This window comes from Devosia sp., assembly GCF_017744655.1.
Classification (GTDB): Bacteria; Pseudomonadota; Alphaproteobacteria; order Rhizobiales; family Devosiaceae; genus Devosia.
This window is the reverse complement of sequence record NZ_JAGIAW010000002.1, coordinates 1-13,351: the sequence shown is the minus strand read 5'-3', so window position 1 is coordinate 13,351 and position 13,351 is coordinate 1. Positions and strand designations below refer to the sequence as shown.

Sequence of the window (13,351 nt, the reverse complement as noted above, 5' to 3'; positions counted from 1 at the left end):
TCGGATGAAAAAGGTGCTGGTGACCGGGGGCAGTGGCAAGCTTGGCCGTGCCGTCTTGCGCGATCTCGTGACCCATGGCTATGATGTCTTGAACATCGACCAGCAGGCGCTGTCCGAACCCATCTGCCCCACGGTCAAAGTGGACCTGACCAATTTCGGTGAGGTCGCTTCCGCCATTCTCGGTGGCATCGACGAGCGCGGCGGCCCCTTCGATGCCGTGGTGCATCTTGCCGCCATTCCCGCGCCGGGCCTTGCCGCCAATGCCAAGACCTTTGCCAACAATGTGGCGACGACCTACAACGTCTTCGAGGCCACCCGCCTTGCCAAGATCAAGAACGTCGTCTTCGCTTCGAGCGAAACCGTCCTGGGCCTGCCCTTCGATACGCCGCCGCCCTATGCCCCGGTCGATGAAGAGTACTTCCCGCGCCCCGAAAGCGCCTATTCACTGGGAAAACTGCTCGACGAAACCATGGCCGCCCAATTCTGCCGCTGGGACCCGGAGCTGCGCATGGTGGCACTGCGCTTCTCCAATGTGATGTATCCCGAGGACTACGCTGCCTTCCCCAAATTCGACAGCGATCCGCGCAGCCGCAAATGGAACCTCTGGGCCTATATCGACGCCCGCGACGGTGCCCAGGCCGTGCGCCGCTCCATCCAGGCCGATTTCAAGGGATTTGAAGCGTTCATCATCGCCAATGCCGACTCGGTGATGACCCGGTCCAACATTTCGCTCCTCGCGGAGGTGTTCCCGGATGTCCCGCACAAGGGCAATATTTCGACCAATAGCACGCTGCTCTCGATCGAAAAAGCCAAGCGCCTGCTAGGATATTCGCCGCAATACTCTTGGCGAAACGAGGTGGGCAAGTAGGGGGCCGCGCCCTCTCATTTCATCCAGAACACCGGCAACAAATCCACCGAGATCGGCTCGTTCTTATCATTGGTGGCCATGATGTCGGCCATATGCGCCCACCAGCGCTGCATCACTGCGGTATTGGGCAGATCGCCCATCGTGTGATCCACTCGGCGCCAGAGCACGCCGAAAAGCGTGTTGGTCTCCTCATCGAGGTAAATGGAATAGTCCTTCACCCCCGCCTCGTGTAGCAGATCGACCAGCTCGGGGAAAATCTCGTCATGACGTTTCTTATATTCGGCCGTCATGCCGGGATTGAGGTGCATCTTGAACGCGTGCTTCTCGTAGCCGTCGTCGGTGATCATGCTTTTCTTTGCCTCCACATGCGGAACAGGATCGGCAGCGCGATCACGACGATCAGCAGCGAGCCGATGAAGATCGACATCACGATCCCCGGCACGTTGAGCAGGCCCAGTCCGAAGGTCACGAGACCCATGATCAGCGCCGCGAGCACGACGCCGATAATGGTGCCGGAGCCGCCGAGGATCGACACTCCACCCAGAACCACCATGGTGACGGCTTCAAGTTCAAAGCCCTGGGCAATCGAGGGACGGGTCGAGCCCAGCCGCGCCGTCAGCAGCACGGCCGCAATACCGCTCATCAGCCCCGTCAGACAGAACAGCACGAACTTGATGCGGTCGACGCGCACGCCCGAAAAGCGCGCGGCAGTCGCATTATTGCCGATGGCAAAGACGCGGCGGCCAAAATTGGTGTGGTGCAGCACGACGTAGAAGATCAGCGCACAGACAAGGAACAACACCAGTTCGAACGAGATCACCCAGAACACATAGCCCTGGCCGAACCAGGAGAAATCAACCGGATAACCCTTAAAGCTCTGGTCGCCGAGGACGATATAGGCGATGCCGCGGAAAAGGCTCATCGTGCCGATGGTGACGACGATGGACGGCAGTTTCAGGCCGGTAATCAGGAAGCCATTGAAGGCCCCGCACAAAATGCCGACGCCGACGCCCACAGCGACAAGCATCGGCGTATCCGCCCCCGCCTGCAGCGCCAGACCCATCATGGTGGAAGCCAACGCAATGATCGACGCCACCGACAGGTCGATTTCACCTGTGATGATAACGAGCGCCATCGCCAGCGCAATCAGCGCCTTTTCGGTGAAGTTGAACGTCATGTCGCTCAAGCTCCACTCATTGAGGAAGTAGGGCGAGGCGAAAGAATTGGCGATGAAGATGGCCAGGGCCACGAGAACCAGGAGGCTCTCCCAACTCAAGACAGCGGATTTGACCGGATTGTCGAGCCGGTCAGGAAGCTGGCGGCCGGTTGTGGTCGTATCGGTCATGCGGCTTCTGCCTTCTTGAGAATGATTCGGCCCTTAGTCTTTTCGCTGCGGCCATTGAGGACCACGGCGACGAGAATGGCGGTGCCCGAAATGGCCATCTGCCAGAAGGGCGAGACGCCGATCACCGGCAGGGCGTTGTTGACGACGCCAAGGAAGAGCGCGCCAAGCAGCGCCCCAGCCACCGTGCCAATGCCCCCTGCAATCGACACGCCGCCGATGACGCAGGCAGCAACAATGGTCAGTTCATAGCCGCCGGCCACTTCTACCGAGGCGATGACATAGCGCGAAATCCAGAGATAGCCGCAGAGCCCGGCAATGGCGCCCGCCAGAACGAAGGCCAGGAACTTGGTCCGGCCCACATTGATGCCGGTATAGACGGCGGCCGTCGGATTGACGCCGATGGCGTAGAAAGCGCGGCCGGCAGCAGTGCGCGTCATCAGGAGATAGACGAGCGTTGCGACAACAATGGCGAACCAGCTCAGGATCGGCAGGCCAATGAAGGTGCCGCGCTGGAGCTGGATGAACTCCTGGCTCATCTGCGCTGCATTCACCCAGGCACCGCCCGAAATGACGAAGACGAGGCCACGGAAAATGGTCAGCGTGCCGAGGGTGACAACGATCGGCGGAATATCGAGCTTCCAGACAAGGATACCGTTGAAGGCGCCCAGTGCCGAGCCGATCACCACCGAGCCAGCAATCAACAACGGGATCGGCACGCCGGGCGCCGCCGCATTGATCATGGCGACGATCATGCCCGTCAGCGCCAGGTTGGACGCCATCGAAAGGTCGATGGAGCGCGTCAGGATGACGGCCATCTGCCCAAGCGCCAGCATCATCAGAATGGACGTGTCGTTGAAAATGGTCAGCAGGTTGCCCGGCTGCGAGAAGCGCGGAAAGCGCAGCGTCACCAGCACGATGACGGCGAGAATACCCAGCGCCAGCCAGAGTTCACGGGTTTTCAGAAGCCGGTTCATGCCGCCTTCTCCTTGGCAATACCAGCCGCCAGACGCACCAGCGTCTCGGGCTGCAGATTCTTGTTTTCGAGGGTCTCGATGATGTGCCCTTCGCGCATGACGACCACACGGTCGCTCATGCCCAAAATTTCCGGCAGTTCGGACGAGACCATGATCACGCTCAGGCCCTGGGAGACGAGCTCGCCCATGAATTCGTGCACCGCCGCTTTCGAACCGATGTCGATGCCCTTGGTCGGCTCATCGAGAATGATGACCTTGGGCAGCGTCGCCAGCCACTTGGCGATGACGACCTTCTGCTGATTGCCGCCCGACAGGGTGGAGACGTTCTGGCTCAACGACGAAGCGCGGAGATCAAGCCGCTCGGTATAGGTCCGCGCCAGCGCGAACTCCTCCGCCATGCGGATAAAGCCCCTGGCGCTGGTCTTGTCGATGCTGGGGAGCGACACGTTCTTGAAGATCGGCTCGCCGGTGATGACACCCTGCTTGCCGCGCTCTTCCGGCACATAGACAATGCCCGCCTCGACGGCGTCTGCCGCCGATTTCGGCGCGATCGTCTTGCCGTCGAGCACCATGGTGCCCGACGCAATCTGCGTCATGCCGAACACCGCCTGCATGACCTCGGAACGTCCGGCGCCCACAAGGCCGTAAAAGCCCAGGATCTCGCCCTTGCGGACCTCGAAGGAAATATCCTCGAATTCGGTCGGGTGGCTCAGCCCCTTCACCTCAAGCACGGTCTCGCCAATCGTGGCGGCGCGTGCGGGGAAGATGTGGTCCACCGAACGGCCGACCATGAGCTTGACGATCTCGTTCTCCGGGGTCTCCTTGATGAAACCCTTGCCCACCATTTCGCCGTCGCGGAACACGGTGAAGCGGTCGCAGATGCGATAGATTTCGTCGAACTTGTGCGAGATGAAGAGGATGGCTTTGCCATCCTCCTTGAGCAGTTCGACGAGCACGTAAAGCTCCTCGATTTCCTTCTGGCTCAAGGCAGCGGTCGGCTCGTCCATGATGACGACCTGCGCATCGACGCTCAGTGCCCGCGCCACGGCCACGAGATGCTTTTTGGCAATGCCCAGTTCTTTCAGCGGAATGCCGGCATCAATGCCCGCCGCCATGGCATCGAGCGTCTTCTGCGCCTCGGTCCGCATGGTCTTCCAGTCGATCATGCCGAAGCGATTGCGTGGCGCATGCCCGAGATAGATGTTTTCGGCGACGCTCAGTTCATCGAACAGCACCGTTTCCTGATAAATGGCGGTGATCCCCGACGCCGTCGCTGAAATGGCCGTCGGCAGGCTGACTACCTGGCCGTTAACCCGGATTTCGCCCTCGTCCGGCTGGTAAATCCCGGTCAGGGTCTTCACCAGCGTCGACTTGCCCGCGCCGTTTTCGCCGATCAGTGCCGTCACCTGTCCGGGAAACAGTTCGAGCGACACATTGTGCAGCGCCCTTACGCCCGGAAAGCTCTTGGATATGCCCGTCAGGGTCAGGATGGGTTCTGTCATTGGTAGCAATGCTCGCGATGTAGCGCAGTACCATCCACAATCGTCATTGCCCGGCTCGTCCGGGCAATCCATGCGATGGCTCCGCGCCACTGGACCACCGGGACAAGCCCGGTGGTGACGAAGGAACGGAAAATAGTCAGCCCGGCGCTTTTGGCGCCGGGCTCTTGAATTCCAGACCTCAGTAGATCTTGGAGAATTCTTCGATATTGGACTTGTCGAACTGGAACGGGGCGGCCATGGCAGCCGAGTTCGTGTCGTCGAGGGTCACTTCGCCCACCTTGCCGATCGAGAAGGTTGCGCCGGGCGCAGCTTCCTGACCATCAACGAGAGCCTTGGCGAGATAGACGGCCGAATAGCCGAGGTCGATCGGGTTCCACAGCGCCACCGCCTGGCTTGCGCCATTGTCGATGAACTGCTTGAACTCGGACGGCAGAGCCAGACCCGTGACATTGATCTTGCCGATCAGGTTCTGGTCGGTCACGACCTGAGCCGCAGCAACAACGCCGACAGTGGTCGGAGCGATGATGGCCTTGAGATCAGGATAGGCAGCGATCAGGCCGCGAGCTTCTTCGGTCGATTTCACCGAATCGTCGTCACCATAGACGGTGGCCACGAGGTTGATGTTGGGGAACTTTTCCGGAATGACGGCCTTGGCTGCTTCGATCCAGGCATTCTGGTTGGTCGCGGTGGAAGCGGCCGAGAGAATGGCAACGTCGCCACCTTCGGGCAGGTAGTCGGCAGCCAGCTTGATGATGGTTTCACCGATCAGTCCGATGTCAGACGGGTTGAGGTGGATCGAACGGCCTTCGGGCGCCACGCCCGAGTCCCACGAAATCACCTTGATACCGCGCTGCTGGGCGCGCTGCAGCACCGGAACCAGCGCGTCCGGGTCATTGGCCGAGATGGCGATGGCGTCGACCTGCTGAGCGATCAGCGAGTTGACGACTTCGATCTGGGCTTCAGCGGTTGCCGCGGTCGGCCCGGTATAGATCAGCTCGATATCGCCGATTTCCTTGGCCGCTTCTTCAGCGCCCTTGGCGGCGGCATCGAAAAAGCCATTGCCGAGCGATTTCACGACCAGCGCGATGCGCGTCTGGGCATAGGCCGGCACGGCCAGCAGTATTGCCGCAGCGGCAGTTGCCGCCATCAGTTTGAACAGTTTCATAAGAGTCCCTCCCTGGGATGATCTGTCGTTCATGTCTCAAGCCACCGATTGACGGTCGGCCTGAGCAGTCGTGTCCGCGACGATGAGTTTGACGCCTGCCGTTTCCAGCATCTGGCGATCTTCGTCGCGAATGCCGCTATCGGTAATGACAGCGGCAATTCTATCGAGCCCGCAGAGGATAAGGCTGCTGCGGCCCATGAATTTGGAGGAGTCGGCGAGAACGATCAGCTCGTCCGCCTGCCCGATCAGGCCAAGCTCGGACTGCACGACCATGGGATCGGCCTCCATCAGCCCATGGGCGCCGATACCCTGGCAGCCGATGAACATGCGCTTGGCATAAAAGTGGCTCGCCACCACGCCACCAAAGGGCGAAAGGATGACGTTCTGCTCGCGATAGACCGTGCCACCGGGAATGACGACGGGATTGCGCGAGTTGTGAATGAGGTATTCGGCGATGGCGAAGGAGTTGGTGAAGACGCTGACGCGCTTGGAGGTCAGGTAATGCACCATCTGATAGGTGGTCGTGCCGCCATTGATGATGATCGGCTCGCCCTCGCTGCACAAATCTGCAGCAACACGCGCAATTGCTCGTTTTTGAGCAATATTGATCGTTTCATTGACGGAGAAGGGCCGTCCCACCAGGCCCCCCTGTTCAGGCGGGTTGATTGCCTCGGCGCCGCCGCGCACCCGGCGAAGCTTGCCCTGCTCGTCGAGCGAGGCAATGTCGCGGCGGATCGTGGCTTCCGAAGATCCTGTCACCTCACACAATTCAGCAACCGTCACCACGGGGTGCGATTGTGCAGCGGCTAAAATAACGCGGTGGCGTTCCGTTTCGTGCAAGGCTGATACTCCCTGAACGCAGTGCTTTCACTCTTTCCGCGCAGAGTCAATCAACAATCGACATTTTTCAGTCATAATCGCGCACGACTGACGCCTCATGATCGTTTCTGATTGACAGCGTGTATCGTTCTATGGCCATGTCCGGGCCAAATGTTCCACGTGCCTGACACGCAGAACCCACTACACCCTCGGTTGTCACCCCGGCGAAGGCCGGGGCCTATCCTGAGATCTCAAGATGGATCCCGGCTTTCGCCGGGATGACAGCCGGTGCAGAGCCGATAACCAACCCGGCGCCTCCGGCCTGATCTGGAGCGCTTCTACTAATGGGAGGAACGTCCATGTCCACCGCGCCCAAGCGCCTCGCTAACCTTTGGGACGACGCCAAGGCCGCGTCCATGACCGAGCCGGAGCGTCTGGTCTATCGGTCGAACCTCCTGGGGTCGGACAAGCGCGTCACCAATTACGGCGGCGGCAACACCTCCTCCAAGATCATGCAGAAGGACCCGCTAACCGGCGAGATGGTCGAAGTCCTCTGGGTCAAGGGTTCGGGCGGCGATAGCGCCTCGATCAAGCTCGATGGCTTCTCGACGCTCTATATGGACAAGCTGCGCGCTCTGAAGGGTCTTTATCGCGGCGTCGAATTCGAAGACGAGATGGTGGGCTACCTGCCCCACGCGACGTTCAACCTGAACCCGCGCGCCGCTTCGATCGACACCCCGCTCCATGCCTATGTGAACCACAACTTCGTGGACCATATGCACCCCGACGCGATCATCGCCATCGCCGCCTCGAAGAACTCCAAGGAGCTGACCAAGCAGATCTTTGGCGACACCATCGGCTGGCTTCCGTGGAAGAAGCCCGGCTTCGAACTGGGTCTGTGGCTCGGCAAGTACTGCGAAGAAAACCCGAACTCCAAGGGCCTGATCCTTGAATCGCACGGCCTCTTCACCTGGGGCGATACCCCCAAGGAATGCTACGAAACCACCATCGGCATCATCAATCAGGCCATCGAATGGTTTGAGAAGGAAACCGAAGGCAAGGTGATCTTCGGTGGCGCCGCGACCCAGTCGCTCGATGCCGACGCCCGTCGCGCCGTCGCTGCCAAGCTGATGCCGAAGATCCGCGGCTTCATCTCCGAAGACAGTTTTAAGCTTGGTCACTTCGATGACTCGGCAGCCGTTCTCGAATTCGTCAATTCCAAGAACCTGCGTCCGCTGGCGGCTCTCGGCACCTCCTGCCCCGACCACTTCCTGCGCACCAAGATCCGCCCGCTGGTTATCGACTTCGACCCGGCCAACCCGGACGTCGATGCCGTGATCGCCGGCCTCGACCAGCAGGTCGCCGATTACCGTGCCGACTACGCCGCCTATTACGAGCGCTGCAAGCACGACAATTCGCCGGCCATCCGCGACCCCAATGCCGTCGTTTACCTGATCCCGGGCGTCGGCATGCTGACCTTCGCCAAGGACAAGGCCACTGCCCGTATCTCCAGCGAGTTCTATGTCAACGCCATCAACGTGATGCGCGGCGCCTCGACCGTTTCGGAATATCGGGGTCTGCCCGAGCAGGAAGCTTTCGACATCGAATACTGGCTGCTTGAAGAAGCCAAGCTGGCCCGTATGCCGAAACCGAAGTCGCTCGCTGGCAAGATCGCCCTCGTCACCGGCGGCGCCGGCGGCATCGGCAAGGCCACGGCCGCCCGTCTCCTCCGCGAAGGCGCCTGCGTCGTCATCGCCGATATCGACCAGAACGCTCTCGACAGCGCCACGGCCGAACTCTCCGGCGTTTTCGGCAATGACTTCGTCCGCCCGGTGAACATCAACGTCACCAAGGAAGAGCAAGTCCTCGCCGGCTTCGCCCATGCCGTGGTCGAATTTGGTGGCCTCGACATTCTCGTGTCGAATGCCGGCCTCGCCTCCTCGGCCCCGATCGAAGACACTTCGCTCGATCTCTGGAACAAGAACATGGACATCCTGTCCACGGGCTATTTCCTCGTGTCGCGCGAAGCCTTCCGTCTGTTCCGCCAGCAGAAGATCGGCGGCAACGTCGTCTTCGTCGCGTCCAAGAACGGTCTTGCGGCCTCGCCCAACGCTGCCGCCTATTGCACCGCCAAGGCCGCCGAAATTCACCTCGCCCGCTGCCTCGCCCTCGAAGGCGCGGAAGCACAGATCCGCGTCAACGTCGTCAACCCCGACGCCGTGCTGCGCGGCTCAAAAATCTGGGCCGGCGAATGGCTCGAGCAGCGCGCATCGACCTACAAGACCGACAAGGACGGTCTTGAAGAGATGTATCGCCAGCGCTCGATGCTGAAGCGCTCGGTGTTCCCCGAAGACATCGCCGAAGCCATCTACTTCTTCGCTTCAGAGGCCTCGGCCAAGTCCACCGGCAACATCATCAACGTCGACGCCGGCAACGCCCAGTCGTTCCCGCGCTAAGCAATAGCAAGGCCCCCTCACCCGTCTCGCCCTGCGGGCGATCCACCCTCTCCCCAAGTGGGAGAGGAACAGAAGGCAAGCACCGGCTCATTCTTCTCCCTCTCGGGGAGAAGGTGGCGCGCAGCGCTGGATGAGGGGGCCTTTCTTCCCTAGGAGGAGCAAGAAAATTACCGAACACATCATCGACGCATCCATCGTCACCGCCGAAAACGCCAAGCGCGAAGCCGATCTCCGCCGCGACTACGAAACCCTGGGCGAACGCCTCGACCGTCGCGGCATCGCCATCGACGCCGTCAAGGCCAAGGTCGCAAAGTTTTCCGTGGCCGTCCCCTCCTGGGGCGTCGGCACCGGCGGCACCCGCTTTGCCAAATTCCCGGGCGCCGGCGAACCGCGCGACATCTTCGACAAGATCGAAGACTGCGCCGTCATCGCCCAGCTGACCCAGGCGACCCGCACGATCTCGCTCCACATCCCATGGGACAAGGCCGATCCGAACCGGTTGAAGCAGGCCGCCAGCCGCTTCAACCTCGGCTTCGACGCCATGAACTCGAACACGTTCTCGGACGCCAAGGGCCAGCTTCAGAGCTACAAGTTCGGCTCGCTCTCGTCCTATGACAAGGGCACCCGCAACCAGGCCATCGAGCACAATCTCGAATGCATCGAGATCGGCAAGACCGTGGGCTCGAAGGCCCTGACCATCTGGATCGGCGACGGTTCCAACTTCCCCGGCCAGGTCAATTTCGCCGACCAGTTCGCGAACTACCTCGACTCGGCCAAGGCGATCTATGCCGCCCTGCCGGACGACTGGAATGTCTATACCGAACACAAGATGTACGAGCCTGCCTTCTATTCGACCGTCGTGCAGGATTGGGGCACCAATTACATCATCGCCAAGGAACTCGGCGACAAGGCCCTGTGCTTGGTCGATCTCGGCCACCATGCGCCCAACGTGAACATTGAAATGATCGTCTCCCGCCTTGCCCAGTTCGGCAAGCTCGGCGGCTTCCACTTCAACGATTCCAAATATGGCGACGACGATCTCGACGCCGGCTCGGTCGATCCCTACCGTCTGTTCCTCGTCTTCAACGAACTCGTCGATATCGAGAACCGCGATTCCGATTTCCACCCGGCCCATATGCTCGACCAGAGCCACAACGTCACCGACCCGATCGAGTCGCTGATGCTCTCGGCCTCCGACGTGCAGCGCTCCTACGCCCAGGCCCTCTTGGTCGATCGCAAGACCCTGAAGGCCGCGCAGAACGACAATGATGCACTGACGGCCACCCAGCAGTTGCGCCACGCCTTCCGCACCGATGTCGAGCCGATCCTGGCCCTTGCCCGCCTCGAACAGGGCGGCGCCATCGACCCGCTCGCCACCTACCGCGCTGCCGGCTACCGCGCCAAGGTCGCGGCAGTCCGTCCCGCCGTCGAAGGCGGCTCGGGCGGCATCGTCTAAGAAACCACAGGTTCCAACGCTCCTCCCAAGTTGCGACGGAAGAGAGGGCCCGGTGCGCGATCACCGGGTCTTTTTGTTGCTGGAAGACGCCACCCTCGGGCGTGACCCAAGGGCTCGGCACTTGTCGCTCCCTCACCCGTCTCGGGCTTCGCCCGATCCACCCTCTCCCCGACGGGCAGAGGAACAAGAGGTGTGCACCGGATATTCTTCTCCCGCTCGGGGAGAAGGTGGCGCGAAGCGCCGGATGAGGGGGATGCCCGTGCAGGCGAGATTCCCTAAGGCTTCACCAGCCCGCCAAAATAATCCAGCGCATAGGCCTCCACCCCACCCACCAAAATCACTTCCCTCCCCCGAAACTGCGCCGCGCTACCCTCGCTCCTGTCGCGATAGTGCCCATGCGGCCCGGTCCAGTCAAAACCACCCAGAAACCGCCCCTCGCCATACATGACCGTCAGCGCGCCCTTGATCGTCTCTCCCGCCTTGGCCCCGTCGATCAGGTCCGGCCGCAGCACATAGCCATAGTAGTTCATGGCCCAGACCGGCTCGGCGCCGCACAGCAGCACTTCCTGGCCCAGAAAATCCGTGCCGCCAAAATAGCTGTCGAGATAACGCCACTCGCCCTCGGACCAGCCAAGATCATGCGATCCCGGACGGGACGCCGGCGCCTTCACGCCACCTCCGACATAGGTCGCGGCCTTGGCCCGCACGATCACGGCATTGAGTTCGTCTGCAGTCATGCCGCTCCTCCATTTTGAGATGAAGGAGAGCTAACGGCGCACGACGACAGGACGTGTCAGGATTTCACCGCAGCAGCGCGACGCGCCTCTCGATGCTAGCAGTCTGCTAACGCGAGGCACGCGCAGACGAAACCGCGTGCATAAGGCCGTTTTATGCGCCAGCACCCTCGCGCATAAACGCCGTCGCCTCCAGCATCCAGTCGCGGAACATTCTGATCTTGGGCGAATTGCGTCGGCTTTCGGGATAGACGAGATAGTAAGCGCGCCCGGCTGGCGCCAAGAGCGGAAAGGGCTGGATCAACCGCCCCGAGGCAATCTCCTCGCGAAAGAGGGCCGGCGTCAGCATGGTCACGCCCCGCCCCGCCATGGCCGCCGTACCAAGCAGGCTCTGCCAATTCATCAGGCTCATCGGCCGCCCCTCGGTCGAAAACCCCGGCACCCCCGCGGCAGCAAACCACATGGTCCACCATTCGTCCTGCGGATCGAGCATTGGCAGTTTCAGGAGATCGGCCGGGGCGCGGACCCCACCAATGCTCTCGGCTAAGGCCGGGCTCAGGAGCGGCGTAAAGTCAGCCTTTACAACGAGATGCGAAACCAACCCCTTCTCCGGCGGCGCCGCCAGCGTACGGATACCGATATCGAATTCATCATTGAGCAGGTCGACCATGTCACTGGTGCTGTCGAGCCGCACCGCGATCTCGGGATGATCGATCTGGAAGAGCCCCAAGTTCTGCGCCATCCATTGGCTCGCAAAAGTCGGCACGGTAGTGATCGAGAGCAGGCCGTCCACCTCGCCCCGCGTATCGGCAAAAGCCTCGCGCATGATTTCAAAAGCCTGCTGCACCTGCGGCGCGAGGCTAGAACCCACTTCGCTGAGCGCAATCTGCCGCGGTTTCCTGAGAAACAACGGCGCCCCGACGCGCTCTTCGAGCAGCTTGATCTGATAGCTCACCGCCGCCTGCGTCATGCCCAATTCCTCGCCCGCGCGGGTAAAACTGAGATGCCGCGTCACGGCTTCAAAAACCCGGATAGCGCTGAGCGGCGGCAGTGACATGGATAAAGACCCCTTATGCATGCTTGCGGACGTTTAGTTGGAAATCAACTGCAATCAGGCGCAATTTCCTCGCCATGTCAACCAGACTAGGACGCCGGCCATAAGGCCAGCGAATGCATCAAATGCTCGCTTTGCCCAGCTTTCTCGGCTTTCTCCTGCCCCTTCCCGCTGCCCTCCTGCATCAGCAGGATGCCGCAGCACCAAAGCGCCGCGCCATCCGGGCGCTGCACCTCTCCCATCACATCTTGCGCGATGTCGGACTCGACGATCTCGAAAACCCCGCAGACGATCCTCGCTGGGTGCAGCGCCCCGATCTCGAGCGCTGAGGCTTGAGCTTTGCCGTGGCGGCGCTAAAACAGGCATATGTCCAAGACCACGCCCGCCACGCAGGCCCTTATCAAGGCCGGCATCAGCTTCACCCTCGCCCATTACGACTATGACCCGAACGCCGAGCGCGTCGGGTTGCAGGCCGCCGAGGCCATGGGCGTATCGCCGGGCGAAGTGTTCAAGACGCTGATGGCCGAACTCGACGGCAAGCCCATTTGCGCCATCGTCCCTTCCGACGAGGAGGTCAATATGAAGAAGTTGGCCGCTGCGCTCGGCGGAAAATCCGCCCATATGATGAAGCCTGTCGATGCCGAGCGCCTGACAGGCTACAAGGTCGGCGGCATCAGCCCCCTCGGCCAACGCAAGCCGGTTCCCACCGCGCTCGACGAAATGGCCCAACTCTACGACGAGATCTTTCTCAACGGCGGCCAGCGCGGCTTGCAGATCCGCATCAGGCCGGACGATCTCGTTAAGGCGCTGGATTGTGTCGTTGCGGATTTGACGCGGTAGCTATCGCGACCCTCGCAGTCACCCCCTCCCATCCTCCCCCATCAAGGGGGAGGTGTCGCATCGAGTGTGTTACTGGATCGAGCCAAATTCACTGGCCTGCACCTCCCCCTTGATGGGGGAGGATGGGAGGGGGTGACT

Annotated in this window: 13 protein-coding genes; 5 read left to right on the top strand and 8 right to left on the bottom strand. The window is 61.2% G+C overall.

The features are described 5' to 3' along the window. Positions 1 to 4 precede the first annotated feature (4 nt). Positions 5 to 868 (top strand): NAD(P)-dependent oxidoreductase, encoded by an 864-nt coding sequence (locus tag J7557_RS06035; RefSeq protein ID WP_291418359.1) that lies wholly within the window; start codon positions 5 to 7, stop codon positions 866 to 868. A gap of 14 nt (positions 869 to 882) precedes the next feature. Here J7557_RS06035 and rhaM read toward each other — a convergent pair whose 3' ends face one another. The 6 genes from rhaM to J7557_RS06005 form a co-directional block, all read right to left on the bottom strand. Continuing rightward, a complete protein-coding gene (gene rhaM, locus J7557_RS06030) occupies positions 883 to 1,215 on the bottom strand; it encodes an L-rhamnose mutarotase (protein WP_291418357.1) in 333 nt (110 codons plus the stop codon). After that, positions 1,212 to 2,213, bottom strand: coding sequence for an ABC transporter permease (locus tag J7557_RS06025; RefSeq protein ID WP_291418355.1), 1,002 nt, complete (start codon positions 2,211 to 2,213; stop codon positions 1,212 to 1,214). Before J7557_RS06025 ends, rhaM begins: the two co-directional genes overlap by 4 nt. Continuing rightward, positions 2,210 to 3,187: an ABC transporter permease gene (locus tag J7557_RS06020; RefSeq protein WP_291418353.1), complete on the bottom strand. Its 978-nt coding sequence runs from the start codon at positions 3,185 to 3,187 to the stop codon at positions 2,210 to 2,212. Before J7557_RS06020 ends, J7557_RS06025 begins: the two co-directional genes overlap by 4 nt. Beyond that, positions 3,184 to 4,689, bottom strand: a complete 1,506-nt coding sequence (locus J7557_RS06015) for a sugar ABC transporter ATP-binding protein (protein WP_291418351.1) — start codon at positions 4,687 to 4,689, stop codon at positions 3,184 to 3,186. Before J7557_RS06015 ends, J7557_RS06020 begins: the two co-directional genes overlap by 4 nt. Before the next feature lie 178 nt (positions 4,690 to 4,867). Then, positions 4,868 to 5,854, bottom strand: coding sequence for a rhamnose ABC transporter substrate-binding protein (gene rhaS, locus J7557_RS06010; RefSeq protein ID WP_291418349.1), 987 nt, complete (start codon positions 5,852 to 5,854; stop codon positions 4,868 to 4,870). A 36-nt stretch (positions 5,855 to 5,890) separates the two neighbouring features. After that, positions 5,891 to 6,694, bottom strand: a complete 804-nt coding sequence (locus J7557_RS06005; protein ID WP_291418347.1) for a DeoR/GlpR family DNA-binding transcription regulator — start codon at positions 6,692 to 6,694, stop codon at positions 5,891 to 5,893. Between the two features lie 338 nt (positions 6,695 to 7,032). Between J7557_RS06005 and J7557_RS06000 the strand changes: the two genes are divergently transcribed. Further along, a complete protein-coding gene (locus tag J7557_RS06000; protein ID WP_291418345.1) occupies positions 7,033 to 9,129 on the top strand; it encodes a bifunctional rhamnulose-1-phosphate aldolase/short-chain dehydrogenase in 2,097 nt (698 codons plus the stop codon). A 130-nt stretch (positions 9,130 to 9,259) separates the two neighbouring features. Then, positions 9,260 to 10,585, top strand: a complete 1,326-nt coding sequence (rhaI, locus tag J7557_RS05995; RefSeq protein WP_291418344.1) for an L-rhamnose catabolism isomerase — start codon at positions 9,260 to 9,262, stop codon at positions 10,583 to 10,585. A gap of 275 nt (positions 10,586 to 10,860) precedes the next feature. On the opposite strand, the gene J7557_RS05990 is transcribed toward rhaI, so the two are convergent. Together J7557_RS05990 and J7557_RS05985 are read right to left on the bottom strand one after the other, a co-directional pair. After that, complete coding sequence (locus tag J7557_RS05990) at positions 10,861 to 11,322, bottom strand: DUF5680 domain-containing protein (RefSeq protein ID WP_291418342.1); 462 nt, start codon at positions 11,320 to 11,322, stop codon at positions 10,861 to 10,863. Positions 11,323 to 11,473: 151 nt separating this feature from the next. Beyond that, positions 11,474 to 12,376 (bottom strand): LysR substrate-binding domain-containing protein, encoded by a 903-nt coding sequence (locus J7557_RS05985; protein ID WP_291418340.1) that lies wholly within the window; start codon positions 12,374 to 12,376, stop codon positions 11,474 to 11,476. 122 nt (positions 12,377 to 12,498) lie between these two features. Between J7557_RS05985 and J7557_RS05980 the strand changes: the two genes are divergently transcribed. Next, complete coding sequence (locus J7557_RS05980) at positions 12,499 to 12,702, top strand: hypothetical protein (RefSeq protein ID WP_291418338.1); 204 nt, start codon at positions 12,499 to 12,501, stop codon at positions 12,700 to 12,702. Between the two features lie 37 nt (positions 12,703 to 12,739). Continuing rightward, positions 12,740 to 13,213: a Cys-tRNA(Pro) deacylase gene (gene ybaK / locus J7557_RS05975; RefSeq protein WP_291418336.1), complete on the top strand. Its 474-nt coding sequence runs from the start codon at positions 12,740 to 12,742 to the stop codon at positions 13,211 to 13,213. Positions 13,214 to 13,351: the final 138 nt, after the last annotated feature.